The sequence below is a fragment of the Actinoplanes sp. GCM10030250 genome, assembly GCF_042666575.1.
In the GTDB taxonomy this organism is placed as follows: domain Bacteria; phylum Actinomycetota; class Actinomycetes; order Mycobacteriales; family Micromonosporaceae; genus Actinoplanes.
In genome coordinates this window covers 117,370-138,171 of the sequence record NZ_JBHTDO010000023.1, presented here as the reverse complement: position 1 = coordinate 138,171, position 20,802 = coordinate 117,370, and the positions used below count along the sequence as shown (strand labels likewise).

Genomic DNA, 20,802 nt, shown 5'->3' with positions numbered 1-20,802 from the left:
CGTTCCAGCGGAAACTTGTGCCGTCACGGGAAACGTACCGCCCGCCAGGCTCGAACCGGCCTTTCCTAACCGGAGGCCAGGCCTGCCTCGGCCGGACTGTGAGCAGATATGCGTTAAGGCGCTTTTCTGGCGCGATGCGCGCTGGCCAACAGCGAGGCGTTATGCCTCGTTGGCGTACCCATATTGCATCTGATCTGATGAGCGGATGCCGCGATCCGAATGCGCGCAGCGGACGACATCGACATCATGGACCGCATGTCAGTGGAGCATGCAGCACTTATGAGAGCGGCCGTGGCGGATCGCCTGGCCGGGACCTCATCGTTTTCTTCTCGCCAGCCACAGAATTCCGGCTCCGAAGGCGATGCCTGCGCCAACCGCCAAAGGTGCCGTCGTGTTGCCTCGCCGCTGGGTCCTCGGGAGAGTCCACGGGCGGGTGCCGTCGCGACCAGTGCCGTGCTTCTTACCCCAGTCTTGGGCGAGCGCGACGACTTCATCGACAAGCTGGGCGAACGCCCTCGACTTCTTGGACATGACGGCTCGCCAATGGTGCCCGCCGTCGGCCCACCACTGCCGGGCTGTCTCGGTTTGGAATAGCATCCTTAGTTCGGTTCTCATGGAATCGGGATCTTGTGCGTCGGTGTCGTACGCCAACCAGTACTGGGCTATGTGCAGGTTCAGTAGGGCCCTCTCGGTGCTGACGCTTGCCCTTAGGAGGTTGGCGGTCGCCTCTGGGTGCTCGAGCAGCATGCGAGTTAAGTCGGATTGGCGTTCACGAAGCGCCAGGTTGAGCTGGACGGCGAGTTGCCGCCGCTGAATGGCGATCGAGATGACTACGCCACAGAGCGCAAGGCCGGCCAGGACGGCAGCGATACCGCCATACGCCTGGCCGATGTTGGCTGGTGTCACCCAGTCCGTTCTGGCGTCGGCTATGAGCGCCAGGCCCAGCGGGAGAGGACGACTAGCCCAAGCAGGCCGACAATTGCCGTCATGGTTCCAGCGACGACTCGCAACGTTGTTGATCGTGGTTTAGTGCGCCAGCCACTCATGCCACCATGCTGCCGCCGCTCGTCAAGACGTGTATCTATGCCTTAGAGCTCCTAACACGATCTGGCGAATCGATGTTAATCAGCGTTGCGAGGTGAAGATCAGTCTCGTTCGGTCGTCGTGAGCAAGGCGTGGATCGTCGATGACGAGTTATGGAAGCTGATCGAGCCGGTGCTGCCGCCGTGGCCGGCGAAAGCGCCGGGGCCACGGCCGATCCCGGACCGGCTGTGCTTGCAGAGCATCCTGTTTGTGCTGCATACCGGCATCGGCTGGGAAGACCTGCCGCAGGAACTCGGGTTCGGCTCCGGGATGACCTGCTGGCGGCGGCTGCAGCGCTGGACCGAGGCGGGAGTGTTCGACCAGGTCCATCGAATACTGAGCCGTATCTGCTTCTGTCTGTCAGGGCCCAACGGGCGAGACCCGGGACGGCCTGCGCGCCAGCGGAGTACCGGGAAGACCGAGCGGCTTGGAACGGGTCCTGACCAGGGCGCGATGCTGGACACATGTCTCAAAGTCACTCATCTGCCGATGTGAGTACGCAGCCCGCACCGTAGAACCTCCCAGCAAGGCTTGCCCTGGATCAGGTTTATCCGGTTGTCGGACTTTGAAGGCGCGTGACTGCTATTACTATCGCAGTATGGCCACGTACATCATCTCCGTTAAGTCGGTTGCAACGAGTGATATGTGTTCACATCACCATGACCGGGCTGCTTCACACATCATTTCGTATTCGCATAAAACTGGGCATGGGACCTCTCGAGCAAGAGAAAGGAGTGCCTGTGATGCTTGTGCAAAAAAGGCAAGCATTGCACTGGAGAGGCAGCGGGAAGAGTAGCTCCGCGATCGCGTTGGAGTCTTCTGCCATTCCCACGCGTTGATTACGCTGCGCCAATTCGGGCTCAGTCTCAGATGGGTGCGCTCATGCCGAGGAGAGTGCACTGCTAACGCTCGTTCCGAAACCTCGAAACAGGCTACTTTCACTACATCATCTCGGTCTACCTGGGAGCGGCTCGAATTCTTCCATTTGCAGCTCAAGTCGCGATCACTTGTGCTTGAATGGCGGCATGCCTAGTGCACCAACTCCTCCACCCGCAATTCGGGAGCCTCAGGGCCCTACATCCGCTGAGGTAACGATACGACTGGACATTGGCAGCGGCGCAGGTCTAGACGAACTCGCCTTAATTCTTCAAGACCTCGGAACCCTTGTGTCCATCGGAGAGCGCTGGGCCCTGCCAATTGCTCGATCCGAGGCGCGATCTAAGCTCATGCGAGATCTAGAGGAGGAAGGGCCAGAGTCGCTGTTCTCTATCGCGGCGCAGAGTGGTGTTCTTCTGGCAGAGTCGCTCCCTGGAGAGCGCTTATCTCAGAGTTCTCGACTTTGGATTCCGGGGCAACCCGCTCTCGTTCCGTGGCTTGTAGACGATGTAATATCCGAGCTGGTCGAGGTCAGGGCACTCGAATCCCTCGGGAGCCCAATTCAAACAGTGAGCGTCCGGTACTCGAATCCACTTGATATCGCCCTGACGGCTACCGTCGTCGGGGTCTTCTTCTACGGAGTTCTTAGGGTTCTCCGCCTAGCCCGCGACTGGGGAGAGGATAAGCGAATAAGGGAGGCTGAGGCGAGCGCCGCAGGAGCGCAAGCTAGAATATTGAATGCCAAGGCGGACCTTGTGGAATTCGCGGTCAGAGAGGTGAAGGCGGGTCGTCAGCCTACGCAAGCGCTGGATCTATTTCAATCTCTTAGGAATGAAGACTCCCAGGCTCTTGATAGAATGAGTGCGCGAGCAATATCTATAGAATCGCCGCCATCGCCAGATCAGCCATCAGCAAGCGATCCAGGCGCGAACGCATAGGTGTGACGTCAATGTCTCATTGGTCCGGCATGTTTGGCCGTTCATATCGCTGGCCGGCGCACTGATCTGCCGCTCGGCGAAGCACCAGCACGTTGGTAACCTGATCGGCCGTCCTGCGCAGACTGGCCGACCGATAGGCTTGCGTGCATGCGTAAGCCGCGGGCCCGGCGTAGCCGGCCGCACCTCATTCTCTACTGGGATCCGCCGATATCCGGTAGCCAACCTGACGCGGGCAGCGCCGATCCGCCACCCGGTGCAGCGATCGGCCCTCACCTGTTAGAGGGCTTCACTCAGGCCCTCAAGCCTCGCCACCGCACCGATCTGGCGACCGCCTTGGTCGAAGGGTTCCTCGGCGGCCAGGGCGAGGGCTTCCAGCTGCGCTCTGGCTGGTCGTTCGGCCCACACATCAGTGCGGCCGCTACCCAACTGGGCGCGGGGCACCGACAGTTCGTCGGCGAACAGCACGGCTGGAATGTGCTGGGCGCGTTGGCCGAGGAGGTCAGGACAATGATGCGGACGGTCGCTGATCGGCGCGATCCCGCATTCTGGTACGCGCTGCTTGTGCGGGCTCAGCCGGTGATGATCTCCTGGCTGGACAACGCCGCCAAGATTGCCCTGCCAGAGATCGCTGCGGTCGCGCTCACATCACCGCGGCGCAGCACGCTGATGGGCTTCCTGACCGCCCCGTGGCGGGTGCCACCGTCGGTGATGACCGATCTGGACCAGCTGATCTATCTCGGATTGGTCCTGGCCAATGTCGAGATCGCCAAACGCCGCGTCGGTAAGGGCCAGCAGGTTGCTCTCAACCATGAGGTGCTGTTCGTCGGCATGTTTGACCCGGACACCGACGTCGCGCATGCAATCGACCTGTTCGACGAACGCGCCGCCGCCGGCTACCACGGCCCCGCCGCGGCCCTCGGCGCGTACGGGTCGTCGCTGGCACCGCTGACTGCAGACTGGCCGATAATCGTATGGGGTTCATTGATTGCGCAGGACACGATACGCGGCCCGCTACTACGTCAGGCGCTGCGCGACTGGGATCCGGTTGTCCCGATGGTTGCCGATCTGAAGCAGGTGGTTCCGGCGGCGTTCCTTCCCGGCAGTCTTGGTCTGACGGACAAGGTGCAAGCGGTCGCTGTGTTCCTCAAGGCGTACAACGAGCTGGTCATGGCCCGCAACGCAGTCCGCCGGTTTTCCCGCCGTGCCTGGTCAAGGTTCGGTTACGCGGTCCGGACACGACAGGAATTCACTCGCGCATTTAGAAAAGCTGCCGTCGGCCATCCTGTGCTCGGCGACGGGTGGCTGGGCGGCGGTGCCGACGAGGCGGTCGAGTTGCTGACCAGTGCTGGGCTGATCCGGCCGGTCGGCCGCCGGCACCTGATCCTCAACGGGGCGATGGCCTCCACCGCGTTGACCGCCGGATTCAACCGGCCCGCAGACGGTGACGCCGCGAACGTGTGGTCTGGTGCGTTCGAAGATGAAGTGCAAGCACTTATCGACATGAGTCTGTGGCGGCCGCCGGAGCAGTACCGGCCACTGATCCGACGCAACATCAGGGTCGACGGAACGGTAATCACCGACGTCGACGCGGTCGCCTACCACGACGGAGTGCTACTACTCATCGACTGCAAGTCCTACAAGAGCAACGACCGTCTCGAGGTAGGTGAATACTCCGCGGTCAAATCGTTGCGGGAGAAAGCGGAGAAAGCTTGGTCGTCGTGGGCGAACCGGATTGCCGTCATCGACGGCCACCGTGAGCAGCTTCCAGTTCAGGTCGACGACACCGTGAGTATCGCCGGTGTGGTCGTGCTGCCGTTCACGCCATATCTGCTGCCTGGGGAAACGACTGGATTCACGACCGGATCGTTGCGGCGGGTCAGCTCGGTCGGCGAGCTTTTACTGTTCCTTACCGGGTGGAAGCTGACGGAGGAGGGGTAGACACGCAACCGCACTTCATTTCGCGCAAACGCTCTTCTGCCGCCGAGTATGCGCGCCGGGACCTTAAAACGCCTGACACGGGGGTCCCGCAACCATGAGCCCCAAAGGCCTGGCCTCATGGTGCCATAACCAGCGAACAGGTCGATCATGCAGCCTCTGGAGGACGTTGCTCCTCCTGCGGCTGGCTCTCCCTCTCCGGTAGAGGCATCGTGTGCTTGATCCCCATCCGAGCGGTCTCGCCTTGCTGGCGGAGGCGTTCACGAGCGGTCTCTCCGAGCTGCTTAGCGATCTCTCGGAACGCAAGCCAAAGTCCAGCACTGGCGAATCCACCAGCGGCGATCTGCGCCACCAACTCAACTCCTGTCACGTGCGGCACTGTATTCGGCCGTTCGTTTTCAGTAACCCCGACACATCGGCGACTTGTGGATAGAGCCGGTCCTATGGATAGCCGCGTTTGCCCAGTTCAAGCCGCCTCAACCGCAGCTCAGAGATGGCAGTGCGCTCGTGCGTCTGGATCACCTTGAGCGCACGGCGCAGCTGTCCATCACCTCCCAGTCCAGGTGGGAGCCGCACTCCTCCACCTGCTGGCCTTCCAGCCGGACGGGCGCATCACGTAGGTCATCCAGATGCCGACTTACTGGGCGCACAGCTAGCTACGGACGCCAGGACCCAAGGACCAGCTTCTCCCAGACCCAACGCCAGCGGATCAGCCATCGGTCAGCAGAGCGAAGCTCCAGGAAGGCCGGCTCTGGGCTAGCGGACCAAGCCGCGGTGAGCCAATAGAGCAGATGGCGTACTGGTTGAGGAACGCTGTGATGATCTCCCGCCGCCGCCAGCGCAGGTCCGACAACGTACCTTCCTGCCGCCGTCCGCGTGCGCCACCTGGTGGATCGTGATCACTACTGCCGGCCGCATGCCGATTTCGCCCTACATCGCCGGCCTTCGTGCTCGTGTCGGCCACGATTTGCTGATGCTGCCCGGAGTCAGTGCCGTCGTCCGCAACGACCGCGGGCAAATCCTGCTCGGCCGCCGCAGCGACGATGGATCCTGGGGACTTCCGGCCGGCGCCATCGACCCCGGCGAACAGCCAGCCGATGCTGTCATTCGGGAGATCTACGAGGAGACGGGCGTGCTCGCCGAGATTGACCGGATCGGCGGCGTCGCTTTGAACCGGGCCATCTACCCGAACGGTGACGTCTGCGAGTACCTCAACGTATGGTTCCGCTGCCACGCGGTCAGCGCGGACCCGCGAGTGAACGACGACGAATCCACCGAAGTCGCCTGGTTCGAGCCGGATGCCTTGCCGGAACTCGACCCGCTATCCCGGCTTCGGATCGACACGACGCTTACCGCCGACGCTCCAGCGTGGTTCGCCAAGCCCGGTGAACGCCATCCGCACTCGGCCGCCCTCAACGTGACGGCACACCGGCGAACGGACCGGGCCGGCGAACGTACTGAACTGCCGCGTTTCGGGCGTGCGTTGGCCGTCGCCACCGAACGGAATGCTGTCACGTACAAACAGTCCGCCTCTGATTGCTCACCAGACGAGGGTCATGAACCCGTACCACCGGCCATGAACGTACGCAGTCTTTCGGTCCTACGCTCGGCGTGTGCTCGCACGTACGACCCCAGTGGCCGGACGACGAATCCGTCGGCGTCGTCGCATGGACGGATGACTGGCGCGAAGAGTGGCAGAACGCCTCGCATTCCGATCTGCTCGCATTCGATCGATTCAATCCTGGCCCATGGTATAACACGGTCGCGGCTGTCGAGATTGCGAATGCGGATGCCAACCTCGTCTATTACGATGCCGACTCGTAGCGCCCGCCAAACACCCAGTATGGCGCCAGGAACGAGGAGACACCCCAGAATGGTGCCGAACAGATTATCGCCAGCAAGTAGATCACCCGCGGTTAAATACATTCCGCCGATAAGTCCAAACATCAGAAAAATCGCGACCAGCACAAAGATCTGGACACGCGGCCGGGCGACTACACGCCTCATGGTCACATGCTAGGAGACGATGGCATCTGACGAGCCGGTTCGCTTGTGGGAGGCGTACTCAACTGCCGTTGCGACACGAGGTCGCACTTTGCGAGTGGATTCGCAGTTAGGAGGACCGGCGTGATGTCGGTGGTGTAGTCCCGGGCGCGTGCTCGTTGCCTGGCCCCTTCCTTGGCGTGCGTCGCTGGTAACGGCGGGGTGCGAAGCCCGGGGGAAAGCCGAAGGATCTCCATCCCATCGTGGAGGTCACGGGTGAGGGGCAGACCGGACGGGTGAATTGCGTGAACCTTCGTTGATGCTCCGTGAATAGTGGCTCCGCGCGATGGGATGTTCGGGCGGGGTGTTGGGACAGGCCGCCCGAGAGGCGGCAGGCGCTGGCCGGGCACGGCATTCGGTCAGGAGAGCACCGCTGGTCCCCGGAGTAGAGAGGGCGCCCACCCCGGTCGTAACTCGTGAGTGTGGAACGTGGAAACCCCGACGGGGTCCGCCCACTGCTGGTGGGCGGTAAGCCGACCGTGAGGAAGGCCCAATCCCTCGGCGGGAACAGGATGACCCGAGAAGCGAATGCCGGTGGCCGAAAGGCAGCAGGAAAACCGAAAGCCGTGTGCTGGTCTCTTCTACCAGCAGGTTGTCGGATAACTGGCCGGATACCGGGCCTGGGTGCCCGGCCGCGAAAGCGGGCTGACGCGGGTCAGGTGAGCCCGTGAAAGAGATGATGACGACGAGGCTGGAACCGAAGGGCAAGTTGGACACCGGCGCGGCTGCGGCCGTGGCGGTGAACGGACCGGAGGACGTCCTGGACTGGCACGCGATCGATTGGCGTGCCTGTGAGGATCACGTACGGCGTCTGCGTCAGAGGATCTTCACGGCGTCGCAGGCCCGAGACCACAAGCGGGTCCGGAATCTGCAGAAGTTGATGCTCCGGTCCCGGTCGAACACGCTGCTGGCGGTGCGGCGGGTCACGGAGATCAACGCTGGGCGTTTGACGGCGGGTGTGGACGGCAGGATCGTCCTCGACGGCCAGGACAAAGCCGCGCTGGCGGAAGCTGTCCAGCGTCGGCAGCAGCCCTGGCAAGCCCGGCCGGTCAAACGGGTGTATATCCCGAAAGCGGACGGCCGACGCCGGCCGCTCGGCATTCCTGTGATCGTCGACCGGGTCCTGCAGGCCCGGGTGGCGACCGCGCTGGAGCCGGAATGGGAAGCCCGGTTCGAGCCGAGATCGTATGGGTTTCGGCCCGGACGCAGCTGTCAGGACGCGGTCCAAGCCATCTTCAGCACCGTCAAGGGCGCGAATCCGGCCCGGCGGTGGGTGCTGGACGCGGACCTGAAAGCGGCGTTCGACCGCATCGACCACCGCCATCTACTTGGTCAGCTCGGCGGGTTCCCGGCCAGGGAACAGGCCGAGGATTGGCTGACTGCCGGGGTGGTTGAGCAGGGCCGGTTCACCCCGACCGAGGAGGGAACTCCGCAGGGCGGGGTGGTCAGTCCGTTGTTGTTGAACGTTGCGCTGCACGGGATGGAACACGCCGCCGGGGTCCGCTACCGCACCTTCGGAAACGACGGTGCGGTCAGTGTCCCGGGCAGCCCGGTATTGATCAGATACGCCGATGATTTCGTCGCCTTGTGCCGCACCAGGGACGAGGCGATACAGGTCAAGGCCCGGCTGGCCGCATGGCTGACACCGAGAGGACTGGCCTTCAACGAGGAAAAGACCCGTGTGGTCGGCCTCGACGAGGGTTTCGACTTCCTCGGGTTCAATGTCCGCCGTTATCACGGCCTGCTGTTGATCAAGCCGAGCAAGACGGCGGTCAGACGGATCCGGCAACGGCTGCGCACCGAGGTGCGGGCACTGCGCGGCAGCAACGCCGCTGCGGTGATCGCCCGGCTCAACCCGATCATCCGGGGCTGGGCGGCCTACTACCGGACGGTGGTGGCCAGCGAGATCTTCAACGCGCTGGATCATTACCTGTGGAAACTGGTCTATAAATGGGCCAGACACAGCCACCCGAACAAGCCGACGAGCTGGGTCGTCGCCCGCTACTTCGGCATGTTCAACAAGTCCAGGCGAGACCGGTGGGTCTTCGGTGACCGTGACAGCGGCGCCTACCTGCAGAAATTCACCTGGACCAGGATCGTGCGGCACCAGCTGGTCCCCGGCACCGCATCGCCCGATGACGCGGCACTGGCCGACTACTGGAACACCCGACGGCGACGCCCAAGGATGCAACCCCCGGTCGATCGCACCACCCAACGGCTGCTCGACAGCCAGCAGGGTCGGTGCACCTACTGCGGGCAACTCCTCCTGCACGCCGACCGCCCGCCACAAACCCCGAAAGAATGGGAACAGTGGTACGGCGGCCTGCGGAAAGCGATGGACCACAACGCCATCAGCCTACGCCAGGACGGCAGCCTCCACGATCCGCGACTCCGTCTGCTCCACACCCACTGCCACCGCCGGGCAACCGGCAAAAGGCAGACCAGCAAACTGCACGCCAGCACGCCATAAGGCTTGCTTGAGCCGGATGCATGGAAATCGTGCACGTCCGGTTCTGAGGGGGCGGCGGCGCAGCAATGCGCCGTCGCTACCCGGCCCGACAGCGTGCAGCTTGGGGCGGTCGGTTGGCGACGTGGGGCCATGTCGGTGAAGAATGAGAATGCGAGGTGTAGCGGTAGCCTGCTGGCGTGGGCCTTGATGGGGAACTTTTTGCGTTTGAGCAGCAAGACACCGGCCCTCGGCGACGCCGGACCATCGAGCTGGCCGTGGTCGGTGACACGCGTTTCCGGTTCGCGGAGGCTGTCGAACGCGCGCAACACCGCGGGTCGACCCCGATGCTTGACCGTATCGACCTGTACGGAACTCTGGAACTCTCCTCGGACGAGATGCCGCAGTTTCTGAGCGAGCTGGAACAGATGCCCGCCGCGGCTGTCGATGACGGCGAACACCAGCTGATCGAGGCCGTGCGCAGCCTTGCGGAACGATGCCGCGACGACCGAGGCCTGGCCCTGCGGCTGGTTGGCGACTGAATCTCTCCAGCGGCCGGCATTACCAGTTCTCCCGCACTTACCTGCCGCTGTCCACGCGCATGCGAAGGAACTTGAGAGAACCACTACCCGAGGAATACTGCGATGTCCTGGGCGAGGCCTCTCATGTCCTCCCCGGCGTCGAGGTTGACGCTGACGGAGGCTTCCCATGCGGCCTTGTCGTATGCGCGCGGGCCACGAATCACGAACCTGAGCGTGACGTGTCCGCGCCGGTCGTGCCACGCGTGGATACGAGCATCTCGTTCAAGTGACTCCCACGATTGCTCACCATCCCAGCCGGCGTACGAGTCGGCCAGCAACTTGGCCCAGGACGCGAGGCCGTCGCCCTTGATGGTGCGTACCCCGGTCGCGGCCTGCAGTCCGTTATCCTGCACTTCGACACGGAAGTCAACGAACTCGTCCGCGAAGGGCCGCTCAGGGGCCAGCAGGCGGACCCGGGCCTGCCCATCATCGGCCGCGATTTCGATGCCGTCGTCGAGTGCTCTGTACACGGGAGCAGGATGACAGTTGCTGCTTCGGGCCGCGACAGAATTGAGTTAGCTCGGCAGCATAGGCGGCTCACTCTCATAGCCGCGAGCAGCGCGTGACCTTCAGTTTCAGCGGTACTGATGTCTCTGCTACCGCAGCCGTAGGGGAGTGTTCCAAGCCGTTAACTGCTGGCCTGGGTGCTCCAAGACCCACTGCTTAGCCGCTGGGCCGATCCGTGTTGACCGAGCGGGTTTGCCGTCTGCTCGGACGAGATGTGCCGTGGTCACGCCATGGAGCGCTCTCCATGCGACCTTCACCAGGTTGATGAAGTTGGTGCGGATCGCGTCTGGCTCATCGTCGGGGAACCACAGGTATGCGAGTCTGCCGGCTCGGATGAAGGCATCGATTGTCTCGGGGTCTACCCGCGGCCCCGACCAAGAACCGTCAGCCATGTCAGTCGGTAGGTACTGCAGTCGTGGGCCGGTCGGAATGTCGTCTTCCGTGAGCCGGAGGAATGCCTGTGAGTGGTCGCCGAGTGCTTTGCTGAGCGACCGATGCGTTGCCACTGGCCCTTCCGGTGTGAGTGTCTCGGTCGTCCAGCAGGCAAGCCCTTTGATCTGCGGGCCGAGCAGGTCGTCGAATGCCTGCACGTCGTTGGGAAGCATGAAGGTCGATGTCTGCCGCGATTGTCGACCGCGCTCGTAGGCCATGCAGTCAGTCTTTCAAGAGCTTCCTTGGCCGGTGCGGATCTCGGCGGCGCTTTGTGCGCTCTTCTGCCGCTGATCGAGCGCGGGATCGCTACCTAGTTGTCACGGGCTGCGGCGATTCGGCGGTCGGCGGTGATCGGGGGTCGTGCGCCTTCTGGCCGTTGCTAACGCTCGGGAACGCTTGCGTAGAGGTAGGTTGAGCGCTCTATCGTTTGTCGGTTGAGTCCGGCACCGATCAGGCGATCTGCGAGGGCGAAGGCTGCCTCGGCGTAACGCTCTGTGGGCCTGTCGTCCTGCGTGCCGAGGAAGCCGGCTTCCTGCATCGCTGTAGCAAGTTCGGGATCCGAGACATCTCGGAAGTCTCCGTAGAACGGCTCGAAACTCAGGAGGGTGACTCCGTCCAGGACATAGGCGAATCCGGTATCGCGGTTCACGGTCATGAAGTGGGAGGCGACAGCAGCGTCACGTGACAGCACCTCACGGCGTTCGAATGCCACACCGCTGAACGCCTCCAGGACCAGCACGTTGCCACCGACGTCGGCGATTGCGAGGTAGGACTCGTCCGCCTCCATGTCGAGGTCTTCCAGTGTCGTGACCTGATGAAAGGTTGCCTCTTGGACGATCGTGGCGCCGATGCGGCGTACCACCTCGCGTGGCTCTAGCCGGCAGACCAGTGTCGCGCAGTAGTTGTCGGCGAGGTGCCCGCCGTTGTCAGCCTCGAAGAGCCAACCGTAGTCATCGGCCGTGGAACCCATGAGCCGATCCTCGCTGAGCGATCGGCAACTCGCGCGGCGTTTCCGGAAGAGGGCGATGGGTGGACGATAGCAGACACGCGCTTCGCGTGGTGTTTGGTAGTTCGCGGTGGAATGCAATCTTTTGTTGTTGTAGTAGTTGATGTAGGCGAACACCTCGCGGCGGGCCTCGGCACGGCTGGCGAAAACCCGGGTGCCGATCTCGGCCTTGAGGCTGGCGAAGAACGACTCGGCGACGGCGTTGTCGAAGCACGACCCGGTCCGGCCCATCGACGGCCGCATGTCGAGCCGGGTCAGCGTGGCCCTGAAGTCCTTCGATGTGTACTGGCTGCCGCGGTCGGAGTGGAAGATCGCCTGCGAGCGGACCAGGCCTCGCCGGTGCGCCGGCTCGACCGCGTCGCTGACCAGCTCAGTACGCATGTGGGTGGCCATGGCGTGCCCGACGACCTCCCGATTGAACAGGTCGATCGTGGTCGCCAGGTACAGCCAGCCCTCGGCGGTGGGCAGGTAGGTGATGTCACCGACCAGCCGCACACCCGGCGCGGGGGCGGTGAAGTCGCGGCGGATCAGGTCCGGCGCCGGCGCCGCCTTGGCGTCGGGCTTGGTCAGTGACCGGCGCCGTCGGCGGGTGATCCCGGCCAGGCCGCGCTCACGCATCACCCGCTCGACGCGTTTACGGTTGACCCGCAGCCCACGGCGGCGCAACTCGGCGGTGATCCGCGGCGACCCGTAGCCACGGTGCTCGGCCTGGATCTGCCGGATCAGGGCAGCGAGGTGCTCGTCGTCGGCTTCCCGGGCCTGCCTCGCCGGTGCGGCGGCCAGCCATTCGTAGTAGCCCTGCCTGCGCTTGACCGCCAGAACACGGCGCAGCCGCGTCACGCCGTACACGTCGGCGTGCTCGGAGATGAACCGGTAGCGGCCGGTCAATGACCCATCTCCTCGCAAAATAGGCGGCCGCTTTCCGGAGGATCTCCTTCTCCAGTTCCAGCTCCGCCACCTTGCGCCGCAACCGGCGCAGCTCGTCGCGTTCGGCGCCGCTCAGCTCGCCGCCGTCGGCGCCGCCGCGGCCGGCACGCTGCTGCTGCTCGTCGGAGCGTTTCGCGGCGCTGACCCAGCCGCGCAGGGTCTCGTGATTGACACCGAGTTCACGGCCGACATCGCGCAGCGTGCGGCCCGTGGACCGCACGAGCTCGACCGCGTCCCGACGGAAATCCTCGGAGTACTTCGAAGGGCGGGGCACCAGGACATCCTTCCCCCAGACCACTGTCTGGTTTCAAGGTGTCCGGCTCGATGGTGGAACTTCAGGGAGAGCTTCCAGAGGCACTCACCGTAGCGTCAGAGTGACATGAGGTTCGATATGGTGGGCAGAAATCACCGCCGAGCCCGTGGAGTTAACACCTTGTCGAGGCAGAGGCCAAGGTCAGACGTCGCCACCATGATCAGCACCGTCGTCGCGATTGTGGCTCTGGGGTGGGGCGTCTACGCCTACTACTTCCCTCGCCCGGCACCCATCGACGGCTCAACCAAGCCCGCCGTCTCAGCGTCCGAGTCGCCGGCGCCGTCCATATCCGGGAAACCGACGTTAGGCGACCGGGTCGCTCGGGCGTGGGAAGCCCTGGACCAAGAGGGCGATACAACATGGGCGCGCATCAGCGACAGGTTCCAGCGAGACAGGCATGATCGATCTTGGTGGGCGATCGCATTGATGTGGTGCGTCGTCGCATCTCTCGCGCGATGGATCGCCGGGGAGCTCTGGTATGTGACCCCCCGTCCGATCCTCCCGGGACTGCTCATTCCCATAGCGGCGGCAGGGTACATCTGGTATTACTGGCCGTCATTTAGCTGGTTCGGGGTGACGGTCAGCTCGGTCGGGTTCTTCGTCATCTGGGTCAGGTTCATGAAGTGGGCCAATCCCATTGGACCGCCCGCCGATGAGTCCCCCAGCTCTGAGGCAACGGACACTCCTAAAGCCCACAGTTAGCAACGCGGATTGCCTAGCTCCGGAACATAGCAACGTGTCAAAACGCGATCGTGCCGAATTCAGTGCATCGGACCAGACCAAAACCTGTGTCAGATTCGGCCGTTTCGGCCAGCACATTCAAAGGTCCTGAATTTGCTCGGGTCGGGCCGACAAACCAAAGCGAAGGCCTCGATCTCGGAAGATCCATAGGCCGACACGTAGGTGCTGTAGGCCGCTCACGAGCTGTTGAGGTGCAAGGTAGGCGACAGCGATGCCGCCGACCAGCCGGTATCGTGGGCGCGCATGGACGGTCGCGACCGCCAGAGGACGTCACGGCAGCGCCGCATCAAGGGCGCTCGGGTGTACATGCGTATAAGAACAGTAAGGGAGGTACGGAAACCTCAGGTGCATCCGGCGGCGGGGCTGTCGCCGCTACTGTATCGTCTAGACATTCTCGCCGAACAGCTTTCGAAGCGCGCGGAGCCACCGAAACGCCTGGTCGATAAGCTGCAGCCGTGGGTCGTTGTGCTCGGCGGCATCGCCGCGATCATTGCGTTTACTCCGGACATCGTTGTTAAGGTTCGTAGCGTTTTTCCAGAGCGCACGGAGTTGTCTGGCCAGGTGCAGATCATGCAGGCCTACGTACTTCCCGTCGGCCCTGGAGCGGAGCCGAATTGGGATCCGCCGGAGCTGGAGGTACCTGGCGGGAACGCCTCCTCCAGGGAGCAGCCTACAAACGGTGAAGCAAAGGTGTCGGTTTCCACGACGGGCTTGAAGGGCCGGACTGCCGTACTGAGCGTCAACGCCAAGTGCGGCCACTACGTGTACCGATCGAGTCCGAATCTCGGCGAGACGTGGTCGCCGGGGAACAATAAGGAAACCACAGTCCACACGCTTCCTCTGCAGGGCGATGATCAGTCACCACCCAGATTCGCAACGCCACCGGTCTCAGCGACCTGCTCCCTGACCGCAGCGCTCTTCTTCGTCGAAGGAACCGCCCCAGAATCTGAACTCATACAACTCGCCGAAGCTCACATGGCTGTTCCGGTGTCCAGGGCACCTGGCGCGAGCCCGTCCGCGAAAGGCGGCGCCAAATGATGTCGGTTTTACGCCCTTCGGCGTTTAGCTGACGAGCGGCTGTCGCTTCGGGCCACCGGGGGTCACAGCGAACAATCGCAGATAAATCCGCTCGGATGCGCTGACCAGCGCAGCATGACGTGTCTCGGTGGGCGTCGTACTCACATGCCGCCGGTAGTGCGCTCACGCCGCGAGTCAGTGACCAGCCATGTAGATGTTCAGGGCGACTAATTTCGAACACTCCGTGGCTGACACGCTTGAAGGCTCGACTCCGCCGACCGCGGCCACAACTATGGGGTTATGGCAGCACAGCAGCTTGGTCGCTGGGCGGCGCTCTCCGCCGTCGAGCGTGAACGTCGGCAACGCCAGAGTCAGGCGGATAAAGCACGCGCAGTATCGGCCCCAGCGGGTGCGCGAACACCGACACCGATCAGCGAGGCCGAGCGGCGGCGCAGGCAGAGTCAATCTGATCAAGACCGGGCGCGCAATGATGCGGCCGACGAGCATGAGGAAGCCATGTACCGCACCGTGCTCGGCGGCGATATCAACTTCATGGACAAGCACGACTGGTAGATCTCGCCTGCAGTCCGGTACACGCTCAGTCGCCGCCGGCACGGGGTCGTAAGGTCAGTCACGCTGGGCACCACGTCGCCGCGTGACGTCCTCTTCTAGGCGAGGTCTCGGGCTAGTGCGTCGATCTGACCGGTGTTGACCCCGGGCATACAGATGATGTGGCTCCATCCGTCGGCGGCCGGCAGATACCAGCGGTTGCGGACGTCGGGCGGCGGCTCGCGGAGCATGATTGTGAAGGCGTTGGGGTGTCGCCAGTGCGGCCAGTTGATGGCTGATAGCTGCTGGCATGCGTAGTCGGCAATGTTCCTGGCTTGCTGGGTGCGCGCGGAGATCCCTGATGGTCCGAGGACGTCGAGGGCGTGGGCGAGCATGACGGCGCCGAGTCCATTGCGGGAGCCGCTGATCGTGGTGTCCGGAGCGCCTGTGTAGCGGATCGGCGCGGGTAGGTTTGCGGGTCCGCGGCGGGTGAGGACCACGCCGCAGACCAGGGGTGTGCCGAAGAATTTGTGGCCGGAGATGCTGATGCTGTCGGCGCCGTCGGCGAGGTCGAACGCTGGCCGTTTCGGGGTGACGGCGAGGGGGACGCCGGCGAGGGCGGCGTCGCTGTGAATGTAGCGGTGGTGGATGCCGGCTGCGTCGAGGGTTTCGTGGATGCGGGCAAGGTCATCGACGGCCTCAGTCATCGTGGTGCCGATGGTGGCGGTCACGATGGCTGGGCGGCTGCGGTGGCGGGTTGCTTGTCGGTGCAGGTCGGTGTAGTCAATTTTGCCGGTGGGGGTGGTGGCGACGGTGACGCTGGGCAGGTTCAGCAGGTGTTCGGCTTTCGGCACGCTGTAGTGGGCGGCAGAGCTGTGGTAGGCGATGGCGTTGGGGAGTCGAGTTCGCCCGAGCCACAGCCCGTAGTGGTTGCCTTCGGTGCCGCCGCTGGTCACGTATCCGCTCCAGTCGGCAGGGGCCCGGAACAGGCGGGCGAAGTAGGTGAGGACGTCGCGTTCGATGTGCTTGGCGTGGCTGGGGTAGGTGCCGTTGGACCAGGGGTCTCCGACGTGGTTGAGCAGTGCGCCGAGCAGCGGTGCGAGCGGCCGGTAGTCGATGCCCCGGCCGGCGGGGAAGCCGATGCTGGTGTGTGACGCCGCGGTGATCCTGTCGAGTAGATCTTGGTAGCGGGGTGCCAGCGTGGGATCGGCCGACGGGCGGGGCTTTGGACGTCGGCGCATAGGGGTCAGGTCGGTGATCACGGCCGCTCCCCGGCCGTTGCCTCGCGGTTCAGTGGGCAGCGACCTGCGGCGTTGGTGATCACGGGTAGGGCTTGATGGGATCGCAGTGTCAGGTTGGGCCGGAATCGGCGCTGGTAGTCGCCGGCGAGGCGCAGCTGCGGGAGGCTTCGGGCTAGAGCGCGCAGCGTCGTGGTGAGGGTGATGCGGGCCAGTGCAGATCCGATGCAGGAGTGGGGGCCGGCGCCGAACGTCAGGTGTTGTGAGAGCCAGGCCCGGTCGGGGTCGAACCGGTCGGGGTTGGCGAACACGCGTGGGTCATGGTTCGCGGTACCGATGAGGAGCAGGCATTGGCTGCCGGCGGGGATGGTGACGTTGTCGAGGGTGACGTCGCTGGTGGTGACACGCAGCCGGCCGTCGATGGCGGGGCTGTGCCGCAGGGACTCCTCGACGTGGGTGGCCAGGTAGTGATTGTCGTCGGCGAGGCGGGCCCACCGGCTGCGATCGGTCAGGGCGCATTCGAGGGCGTGGCCGAGCGTGCCTGCAGTGGCTTCCCAGGCGGCGACGGTCAGATGGAATGCCAGGGCGGCGATCTCCTCCAAGGTCAGGCGAGCGTCGTCGCCGCCGCGGTAACGCAGCAGATCGCCGATGAGCCCATCGCCTGGTGTTGTGGTCTTGGCGGTGACGGTGTTGCGGCAGTCGTCCCAGAGATGCACGAGCCCGCCAACGACCCCGAGCTGCGCGTCGGCGTCAAGGTCGCCCCAGAGCAGAGCAGCAGATCCGTCCGCCGAGTCAAAATTCGCCGCAAGCTCGTCGGCGGCCATGCCCAGGATGTCGGCGATGACCAGCAGCGGGAGCCGGGCCGCGACATTCCGCATCAGGTCGGCGCGGTCGTGGCTGGCGAGGTCGTTGACGACTTGGTCGACGCGGTCGGCGATCCGGGCACCCCACACCTTTTCCAGCTTGTCGCCGGTGTTGGGGAAGACCGCACGCAGGATGGCGCGGATGCGGGTGTGTTGTGCGCGGTCGGCGTCTGCCAGCACGTCGGGGACGTCGAGTTGGGCGAAGACGACGGCGGCTTCGCGGGACAGCGGCCGCACCGGCGCCATGGTTGTCCGGTTGGAGAACCGTGTGGCGTCGGTCAGCGCGGTGCGGACGTTTTCATTACCGGCGATCAGCCAGAGATCAAGTTCGGGGTCGTAGCTGACCTGACGGCCGTGGAAGCCGAGGATCTTCTTCCAGGTCTTGGCCGGGTCAGTGCTGTAGGTGTTGCTGAACGCGTCAAGTCGCATGGGTCTGGTGCTCTCCTTTACGAGCGGGGCGTGGGTGCGGTTGGCCGGAAGGTGCTGGGCGCAGGGTCAGGTGAGGGTGACGTGGTGGCGGGCGAGCCAGTCGTTGACCTCGGTGAGGTAGGCGGTGGTGGTGTGCCAGTCCCGCAGCGGTGCGGTTGCGGGCTGCGCGAGCAGGTGCCGGGTCCGGTCGCGGTGCAGCAGGTCGTGCAGCGGCGCCGCCGGGTCGGCGATGATTGCGTGCAGGCGTTCGCGCTGGTTTTCGTTCCAGGCGGGCAGTAGGTGTGCGCCGGGGAAGGGGCGGTTGGGCAGCCAGGTCACCTCGGCCGGGAGTAGGTCGGCCGTGGTGTGGCGCAGCAGCCCGTTGGGGATGCCGAGCAGGTGCCGCATGGCGTGCGGCACGTTCCACAGGTATTGGGCGATCAGCCAGTCCGCGTGCGGAGTGTGCACGGTGACTCCGGCCGCGGTGGCGAGCTGGTCGAGGCGGACCAGCAGCTGGGGCAGGTAGTGCGTCAGCGCGAGGTGGCTCATCATGCGGCGCCGGCCACGGACGACGTCTTCGTCGTCGAGCCGGGGAATGTCTTCGATGGCTTGTTCGAACCGTAGTTTGCGGTAGGCGCCAGGGATCAGGTGCCAGCGGGCGTCGTCGTTGAGCAGGTCGGTCGGGTTCAGGCCAGTCGGCCGCCAGGGGAACTCGTCGTGGGCGAGGAACTCGAGGTCGTGCAGCCAGCGGTAGCCGCCGAACACGGCGTCAGCGCCGTCCCCGGAGACGACACTGGTGTGTCCTCGGCTGGCCGTGTGCCGGAGCAGCGCGAACAACGGCGTGTCCAGGTTCGCCGGGCCGGGAAAGTCGAGCGCCTGCCGGCCGGCGGGGGCTGCGTCGAGGAGATGGCTGGCGTCGACCGTGATGATCCGGTAGCCGAGTCGTAGATGGCTGGCGGTGTGCGCGGCTGCGGTGAGGTCAGGGCCGGTTCCGGGCGGTGGTGTGCCGGGTGTGGCCAGGGTGAGGGTGTAGGCGGTGGGCCGGTCGGTTTTCAGTGGTGTGGTGAATGCTGCGGCGGTTGCGGAGGCGATACCGCCGGACAGCAGGATCGCCCCGGGTGGGCGTTGGCGCAGGACCGTGGTCTTCTCCGCGTAAGCCTGCCGCAGCTGGTGGACGGTGCCGTCGAGGTCTTGGCCGTGCTCTTCGGCCTGGAGCTGCCAGTATCGGTGCAGCCGGATCCCGGCCGGGGTCGCCCGCAGTAGCTGCCCGGGCAGGAGTTCACGCACGCCGCAGACCACGCCGTGCCCAGGAGTGCGGACCGGGCCGAGCGTGAGCAGCTCGTTGAGGCCCTCCGCGTCGACGCGGGCGTCGACGTCCGGGTGTGCCAGCAGGGCGGTCGCTTGAGAGGCGAACAGCAGTGCGTTCGGGCGAGGCGTCCAGTAGAGGGTTTTCGCGCCGAGGGGGTCACGGACCAGCAGCAGCTGCCGTGCTTGTTCGTCCCAGACAGCGATCGCATAGTTGCCGTCGATTCGGTCGACCAAGGCGGCGCCCCACCGCCGGTAGGCGTGCAGCAGCACCTCTGCGTCGCTGCTCAGCGGCCGGGGACGTTGGTACAGCTGCTCCTCGATCCGGTCCCGGTTGCTCAGGGCCCCGTCGATGATCAGCATCAGGTCTGGGTCCGGGCGTTCGGGATGTCGCCAGTCGGCGTAGCTGGTCGCAGCGCCGCGGCGTGCGAATGCCGCATGACGAAACACCTGGGTGAGACCGTCTGTGCCCGCTGACGCACTCAGGCTTTCGGCGATGGAGTCGATGACAGATCGTTCGTTCCGCAGGTCGCGGGAGGTGTCGGTCCAGCCGGTGAGGCCCATCGTGGTGGTCTCCTCATTTTGCCGATGCGGGCGGGCTACCGAAGGTCTGACAACGCTGCCGGCTCGGTGATACCTGGTGAGGCCGGGACCCGGTGCCAAGCTGGCCAATGCGGTGACCCGGCGCACGGCCATCGCAGCGGGTGACGCCTTGTCCTCGCGGAGGTTGTCGATGGCGGTAGGGGGCACGACGGCGGGCACTATTGATGACTGTGCCGTTGCCCACGCTTGGCCGGAGCTGCATGCAGATCACGGTGATGGAGCCGTCAGCGGTGCGGTGACATACGTCGTAGGCAACTGAGGCGTGTGGATTTAAGCGCTCAACGACACCCTCGAATATCAGCACCGCGGCGACCCTTGGCTGCACGACATGGTGACCAGGCCAGCGCGGGCCACGCCGCTCAGCACCGCCACGTCCCGACGGACGTGGCCTGCCCCTGGCCGGCGACGGCACGTCCCCAATCGGTCGTCAGCTTCCCGTCAGCCGATCGCGCGGTGCCGACACTTTCGCGGACAGGACCCGACGAGCTAAACGCGCGAGGGTCGGCCAACAGCGGCATGTCGCCAATGGCGAACACCGCATAGGCAGCCTGATAGCGGCCAGCTCCGGAAGGGGTGACCGCAAGCGCAACGCCCGCCCCCACCAGCAACACGGCGGTGATCAAGGCGGCGCACGACGCGGTCAACGGCAAGCCCGTCGCACAGCGTCGGCGCCACGTGCCCCTCTCTGAGCTCCGACTACCGCGGTGCCAAGTCGTTGACCCTTCAGCCGCGGAGGCCGCCACACGAGGACGGCTCAACGGCGGTGTAATTCGTCCCTCCGCCCGGCTTACCGGCCCACATCCAGCGTGGACCGTTGGTGTTACTCGTCGCTTGTATCGTCTGATCCGCTGGTTGTACCGCACTGCCAGCCGGGCAATGTGCTTTCGGGAGGCCGGCAGACGCACGCTCCTCACACCTGTCTGGCCCTGCCTGCGACACTCGTTTAGAGTTCGTTGAGTTCCGGTCACGCATCGACTTTTGATCATTGATG

14 protein-coding genes and 3 pseudogenes are annotated in these 20,802 nt (G+C 64.6%); 8 read left to right on the top strand and 9 right to left on the bottom strand.

Going from position 1 to position 20,802, the window contains the following annotated elements; translation table 11 throughout:
- Positions 1-315: 315 nt before the first annotated feature.
- Positions 316-906, bottom strand: coding sequence for a DUF6082 family protein (locus tag ACFQV6_RS27095; protein WP_378030409.1), 591 nt, complete (start codon positions 904-906; stop codon positions 316-318).
- A gap of 258 nt (positions 907-1,164) precedes the next feature.
- Here ACFQV6_RS27095 and ACFQV6_RS27090 point away from each other — a divergent pair.
- From ACFQV6_RS27090 to ACFQV6_RS27075, 4 genes and pseudogenes are all read left to right on the top strand, one after another.
- A pseudogene (locus tag ACFQV6_RS27090) lies at positions 1,165-1,422 on the top strand (transposase); the annotation flags it as partial.
- A gap of 887 nt (positions 1,423-2,309) precedes the next feature.
- On the top strand, positions 2,310-2,897 hold the full coding sequence (locus tag ACFQV6_RS27085) for a hypothetical protein (protein WP_378030408.1): 588 nt from the start codon (positions 2,310-2,312) through the stop codon (positions 2,895-2,897).
- A 147-nt stretch (positions 2,898-3,044) separates the two neighbouring features.
- The gene (locus ACFQV6_RS27080; RefSeq protein ID WP_378030407.1) at positions 3,045-4,835 is read left to right on the top strand and encodes a hypothetical protein; all 1,791 of its coding nucleotides are present in this window, start codon (positions 3,045-3,047) and stop codon (positions 4,833-4,835) included.
- A 913-nt stretch (positions 4,836-5,748) separates the two neighbouring features.
- Positions 5,749-6,087, top strand: a pseudogene (locus ACFQV6_RS27075) (NUDIX domain-containing protein); the annotation flags it as partial.
- Between the two features lie 299 nt (positions 6,088-6,386).
- On the opposite strand, the gene ACFQV6_RS27070 reads toward ACFQV6_RS27075, so the two are convergent.
- Positions 6,387-6,839 carry a hypothetical protein gene (locus tag ACFQV6_RS27070; protein WP_378030437.1) on the bottom strand — a complete coding sequence of 151 codons (453 nt, stop codon included), beginning with the start codon at positions 6,837-6,839 and terminating at the stop codon, positions 6,387-6,389.
- Between the two features lie 745 nt (positions 6,840-7,584).
- Between ACFQV6_RS27070 and ltrA the strand changes: the two genes are divergently transcribed.
- Together ltrA and ACFQV6_RS27060 are read left to right on the top strand one after the other, a co-directional pair.
- A complete protein-coding gene (ltrA, locus tag ACFQV6_RS27065) occupies positions 7,585-9,345 on the top strand; it encodes a group II intron reverse transcriptase/maturase (protein WP_378030406.1) in 1,761 nt (586 codons plus the stop codon).
- 176 nt (positions 9,346-9,521) lie between these two features.
- Positions 9,522-9,863 (top strand): hypothetical protein, encoded by a 342-nt coding sequence (locus tag ACFQV6_RS27060; protein WP_378030405.1) that lies wholly within the window; start codon positions 9,522-9,524, stop codon positions 9,861-9,863.
- Positions 9,864-9,946: 83 nt separating this feature from the next.
- Here ACFQV6_RS27060 and ACFQV6_RS27055 read toward each other — a convergent pair whose 3' ends face one another.
- From ACFQV6_RS27055 to ACFQV6_RS27040, 4 genes and pseudogenes are all read right to left on the bottom strand, one after another.
- Positions 9,947-10,372 carry a DUF6228 family protein gene (locus ACFQV6_RS27055; protein WP_378030404.1) on the bottom strand — a complete coding sequence of 142 codons (426 nt, stop codon included), beginning with the start codon at positions 10,370-10,372 and terminating at the stop codon, positions 9,947-9,949.
- Between the two features lie 126 nt (positions 10,373-10,498).
- The gene (locus ACFQV6_RS27050; protein ID WP_378030403.1) at positions 10,499-11,059 is read right to left on the bottom strand and encodes a hypothetical protein; all 561 of its coding nucleotides are present in this window, start codon (positions 11,057-11,059) and stop codon (positions 10,499-10,501) included.
- A 161-nt stretch (positions 11,060-11,220) separates the two neighbouring features.
- On the bottom strand, positions 11,221-12,735 hold the full coding sequence (locus ACFQV6_RS27045) for an IS3 family transposase (protein WP_378030402.1): 1,515 nt from the start codon (positions 12,733-12,735) through the stop codon (positions 11,221-11,223).
- A gap of 76 nt (positions 12,736-12,811) precedes the next feature.
- A pseudogene (locus ACFQV6_RS27040) lies at positions 12,812-13,048 on the bottom strand (transposase); the annotation flags it as partial.
- A gap of 1,023 nt (positions 13,049-14,071) precedes the next feature.
- On the opposite strand from ACFQV6_RS27040, the gene ACFQV6_RS27035 reads away from it, so the two are divergent.
- Both ACFQV6_RS27035 and ACFQV6_RS27030 read left to right on the top strand, forming a co-directional pair.
- Positions 14,072-14,866, top strand: coding sequence for a hypothetical protein (locus ACFQV6_RS27035; RefSeq protein WP_378030401.1), 795 nt, complete (start codon positions 14,072-14,074; stop codon positions 14,864-14,866).
- A 279-nt stretch (positions 14,867-15,145) separates the two neighbouring features.
- Positions 15,146-15,418 (top strand): hypothetical protein, encoded by a 273-nt coding sequence (locus ACFQV6_RS27030; RefSeq protein ID WP_378030400.1) that lies wholly within the window; start codon positions 15,146-15,148, stop codon positions 15,416-15,418.
- 95 nt (positions 15,419-15,513) lie between these two features.
- Here the strand turns inward: ACFQV6_RS27030 and ACFQV6_RS27025 are convergent, their stop codons facing one another.
- The 3 genes from ACFQV6_RS27025 to ACFQV6_RS27015 form a co-directional block, all read right to left on the bottom strand.
- Positions 15,514-16,656: a histidine decarboxylase gene (locus ACFQV6_RS27025; protein WP_378030399.1), complete on the bottom strand. Its 1,143-nt coding sequence runs from the start codon at positions 16,654-16,656 to the stop codon at positions 15,514-15,516.
- Positions 16,653-17,924: a cytochrome P450 gene (locus ACFQV6_RS27020; protein WP_378030398.1), complete on the bottom strand. Its 1,272-nt coding sequence runs from the start codon at positions 17,922-17,924 to the stop codon at positions 16,653-16,655. The genes ACFQV6_RS27025 and ACFQV6_RS27020 overlap by 4 nt, the downstream gene beginning before the upstream one ends.
- Positions 17,925-17,990: 66 nt before the next feature.
- On the bottom strand, positions 17,991-19,772 hold the full coding sequence (locus ACFQV6_RS27015) for an asparagine synthetase B family protein (RefSeq protein WP_378030397.1): 1,782 nt from the start codon (positions 19,770-19,772) through the stop codon (positions 17,991-17,993).
- Between the last annotated feature and the right edge of the window lie 1,030 nt (positions 19,773-20,802).

Excerpts from the sequence above, each read along its gene's own strand:
- ACFQV6_RS27015 (WP_378030397.1), bottom strand. The coding sequence starts at position 19,772 with ATGGGCCTCACCGGCTGGACCGACACCTCCCGCGACCTGCGGAACGAA.
- ACFQV6_RS27020 (WP_378030398.1), bottom strand. The coding sequence starts at position 17,924 with ATGCGACTTGACGCGTTCAGCAACACCTACAGCACTGACCCGGCCAAG.
- ACFQV6_RS27085 (WP_378030408.1), top strand. The coding sequence starts at position 2,310 with ATGCGAGATCTAGAGGAGGAAGGGCCAGAGTCGCTGTTCTCTATCGCG.
- ACFQV6_RS27080 (WP_378030407.1), top strand. The coding sequence starts at position 3,045 with ATGCGTAAGCCGCGGGCCCGGCGTAGCCGGCCGCACCTCATTCTCTAC.
- ACFQV6_RS27035 (WP_378030401.1), top strand. The coding sequence starts at position 14,072 with ATGGACGGTCGCGACCGCCAGAGGACGTCACGGCAGCGCCGCATCAAG.
- ACFQV6_RS27050 (WP_378030403.1), bottom strand. The coding sequence starts at position 11,059 with ATGGCCTACGAGCGCGGTCGACAATCGCGGCAGACATCGACCTTCATG.
- ACFQV6_RS27030 (WP_378030400.1), top strand. The coding sequence starts at position 15,146 with ATGGCAGCACAGCAGCTTGGTCGCTGGGCGGCGCTCTCCGCCGTCGAG.
- ACFQV6_RS27070 (WP_378030437.1), bottom strand. The coding sequence starts at position 6,839 with ATGAGGCGTGTAGTCGCCCGGCCGCGTGTCCAGATCTTTGTGCTGGTC.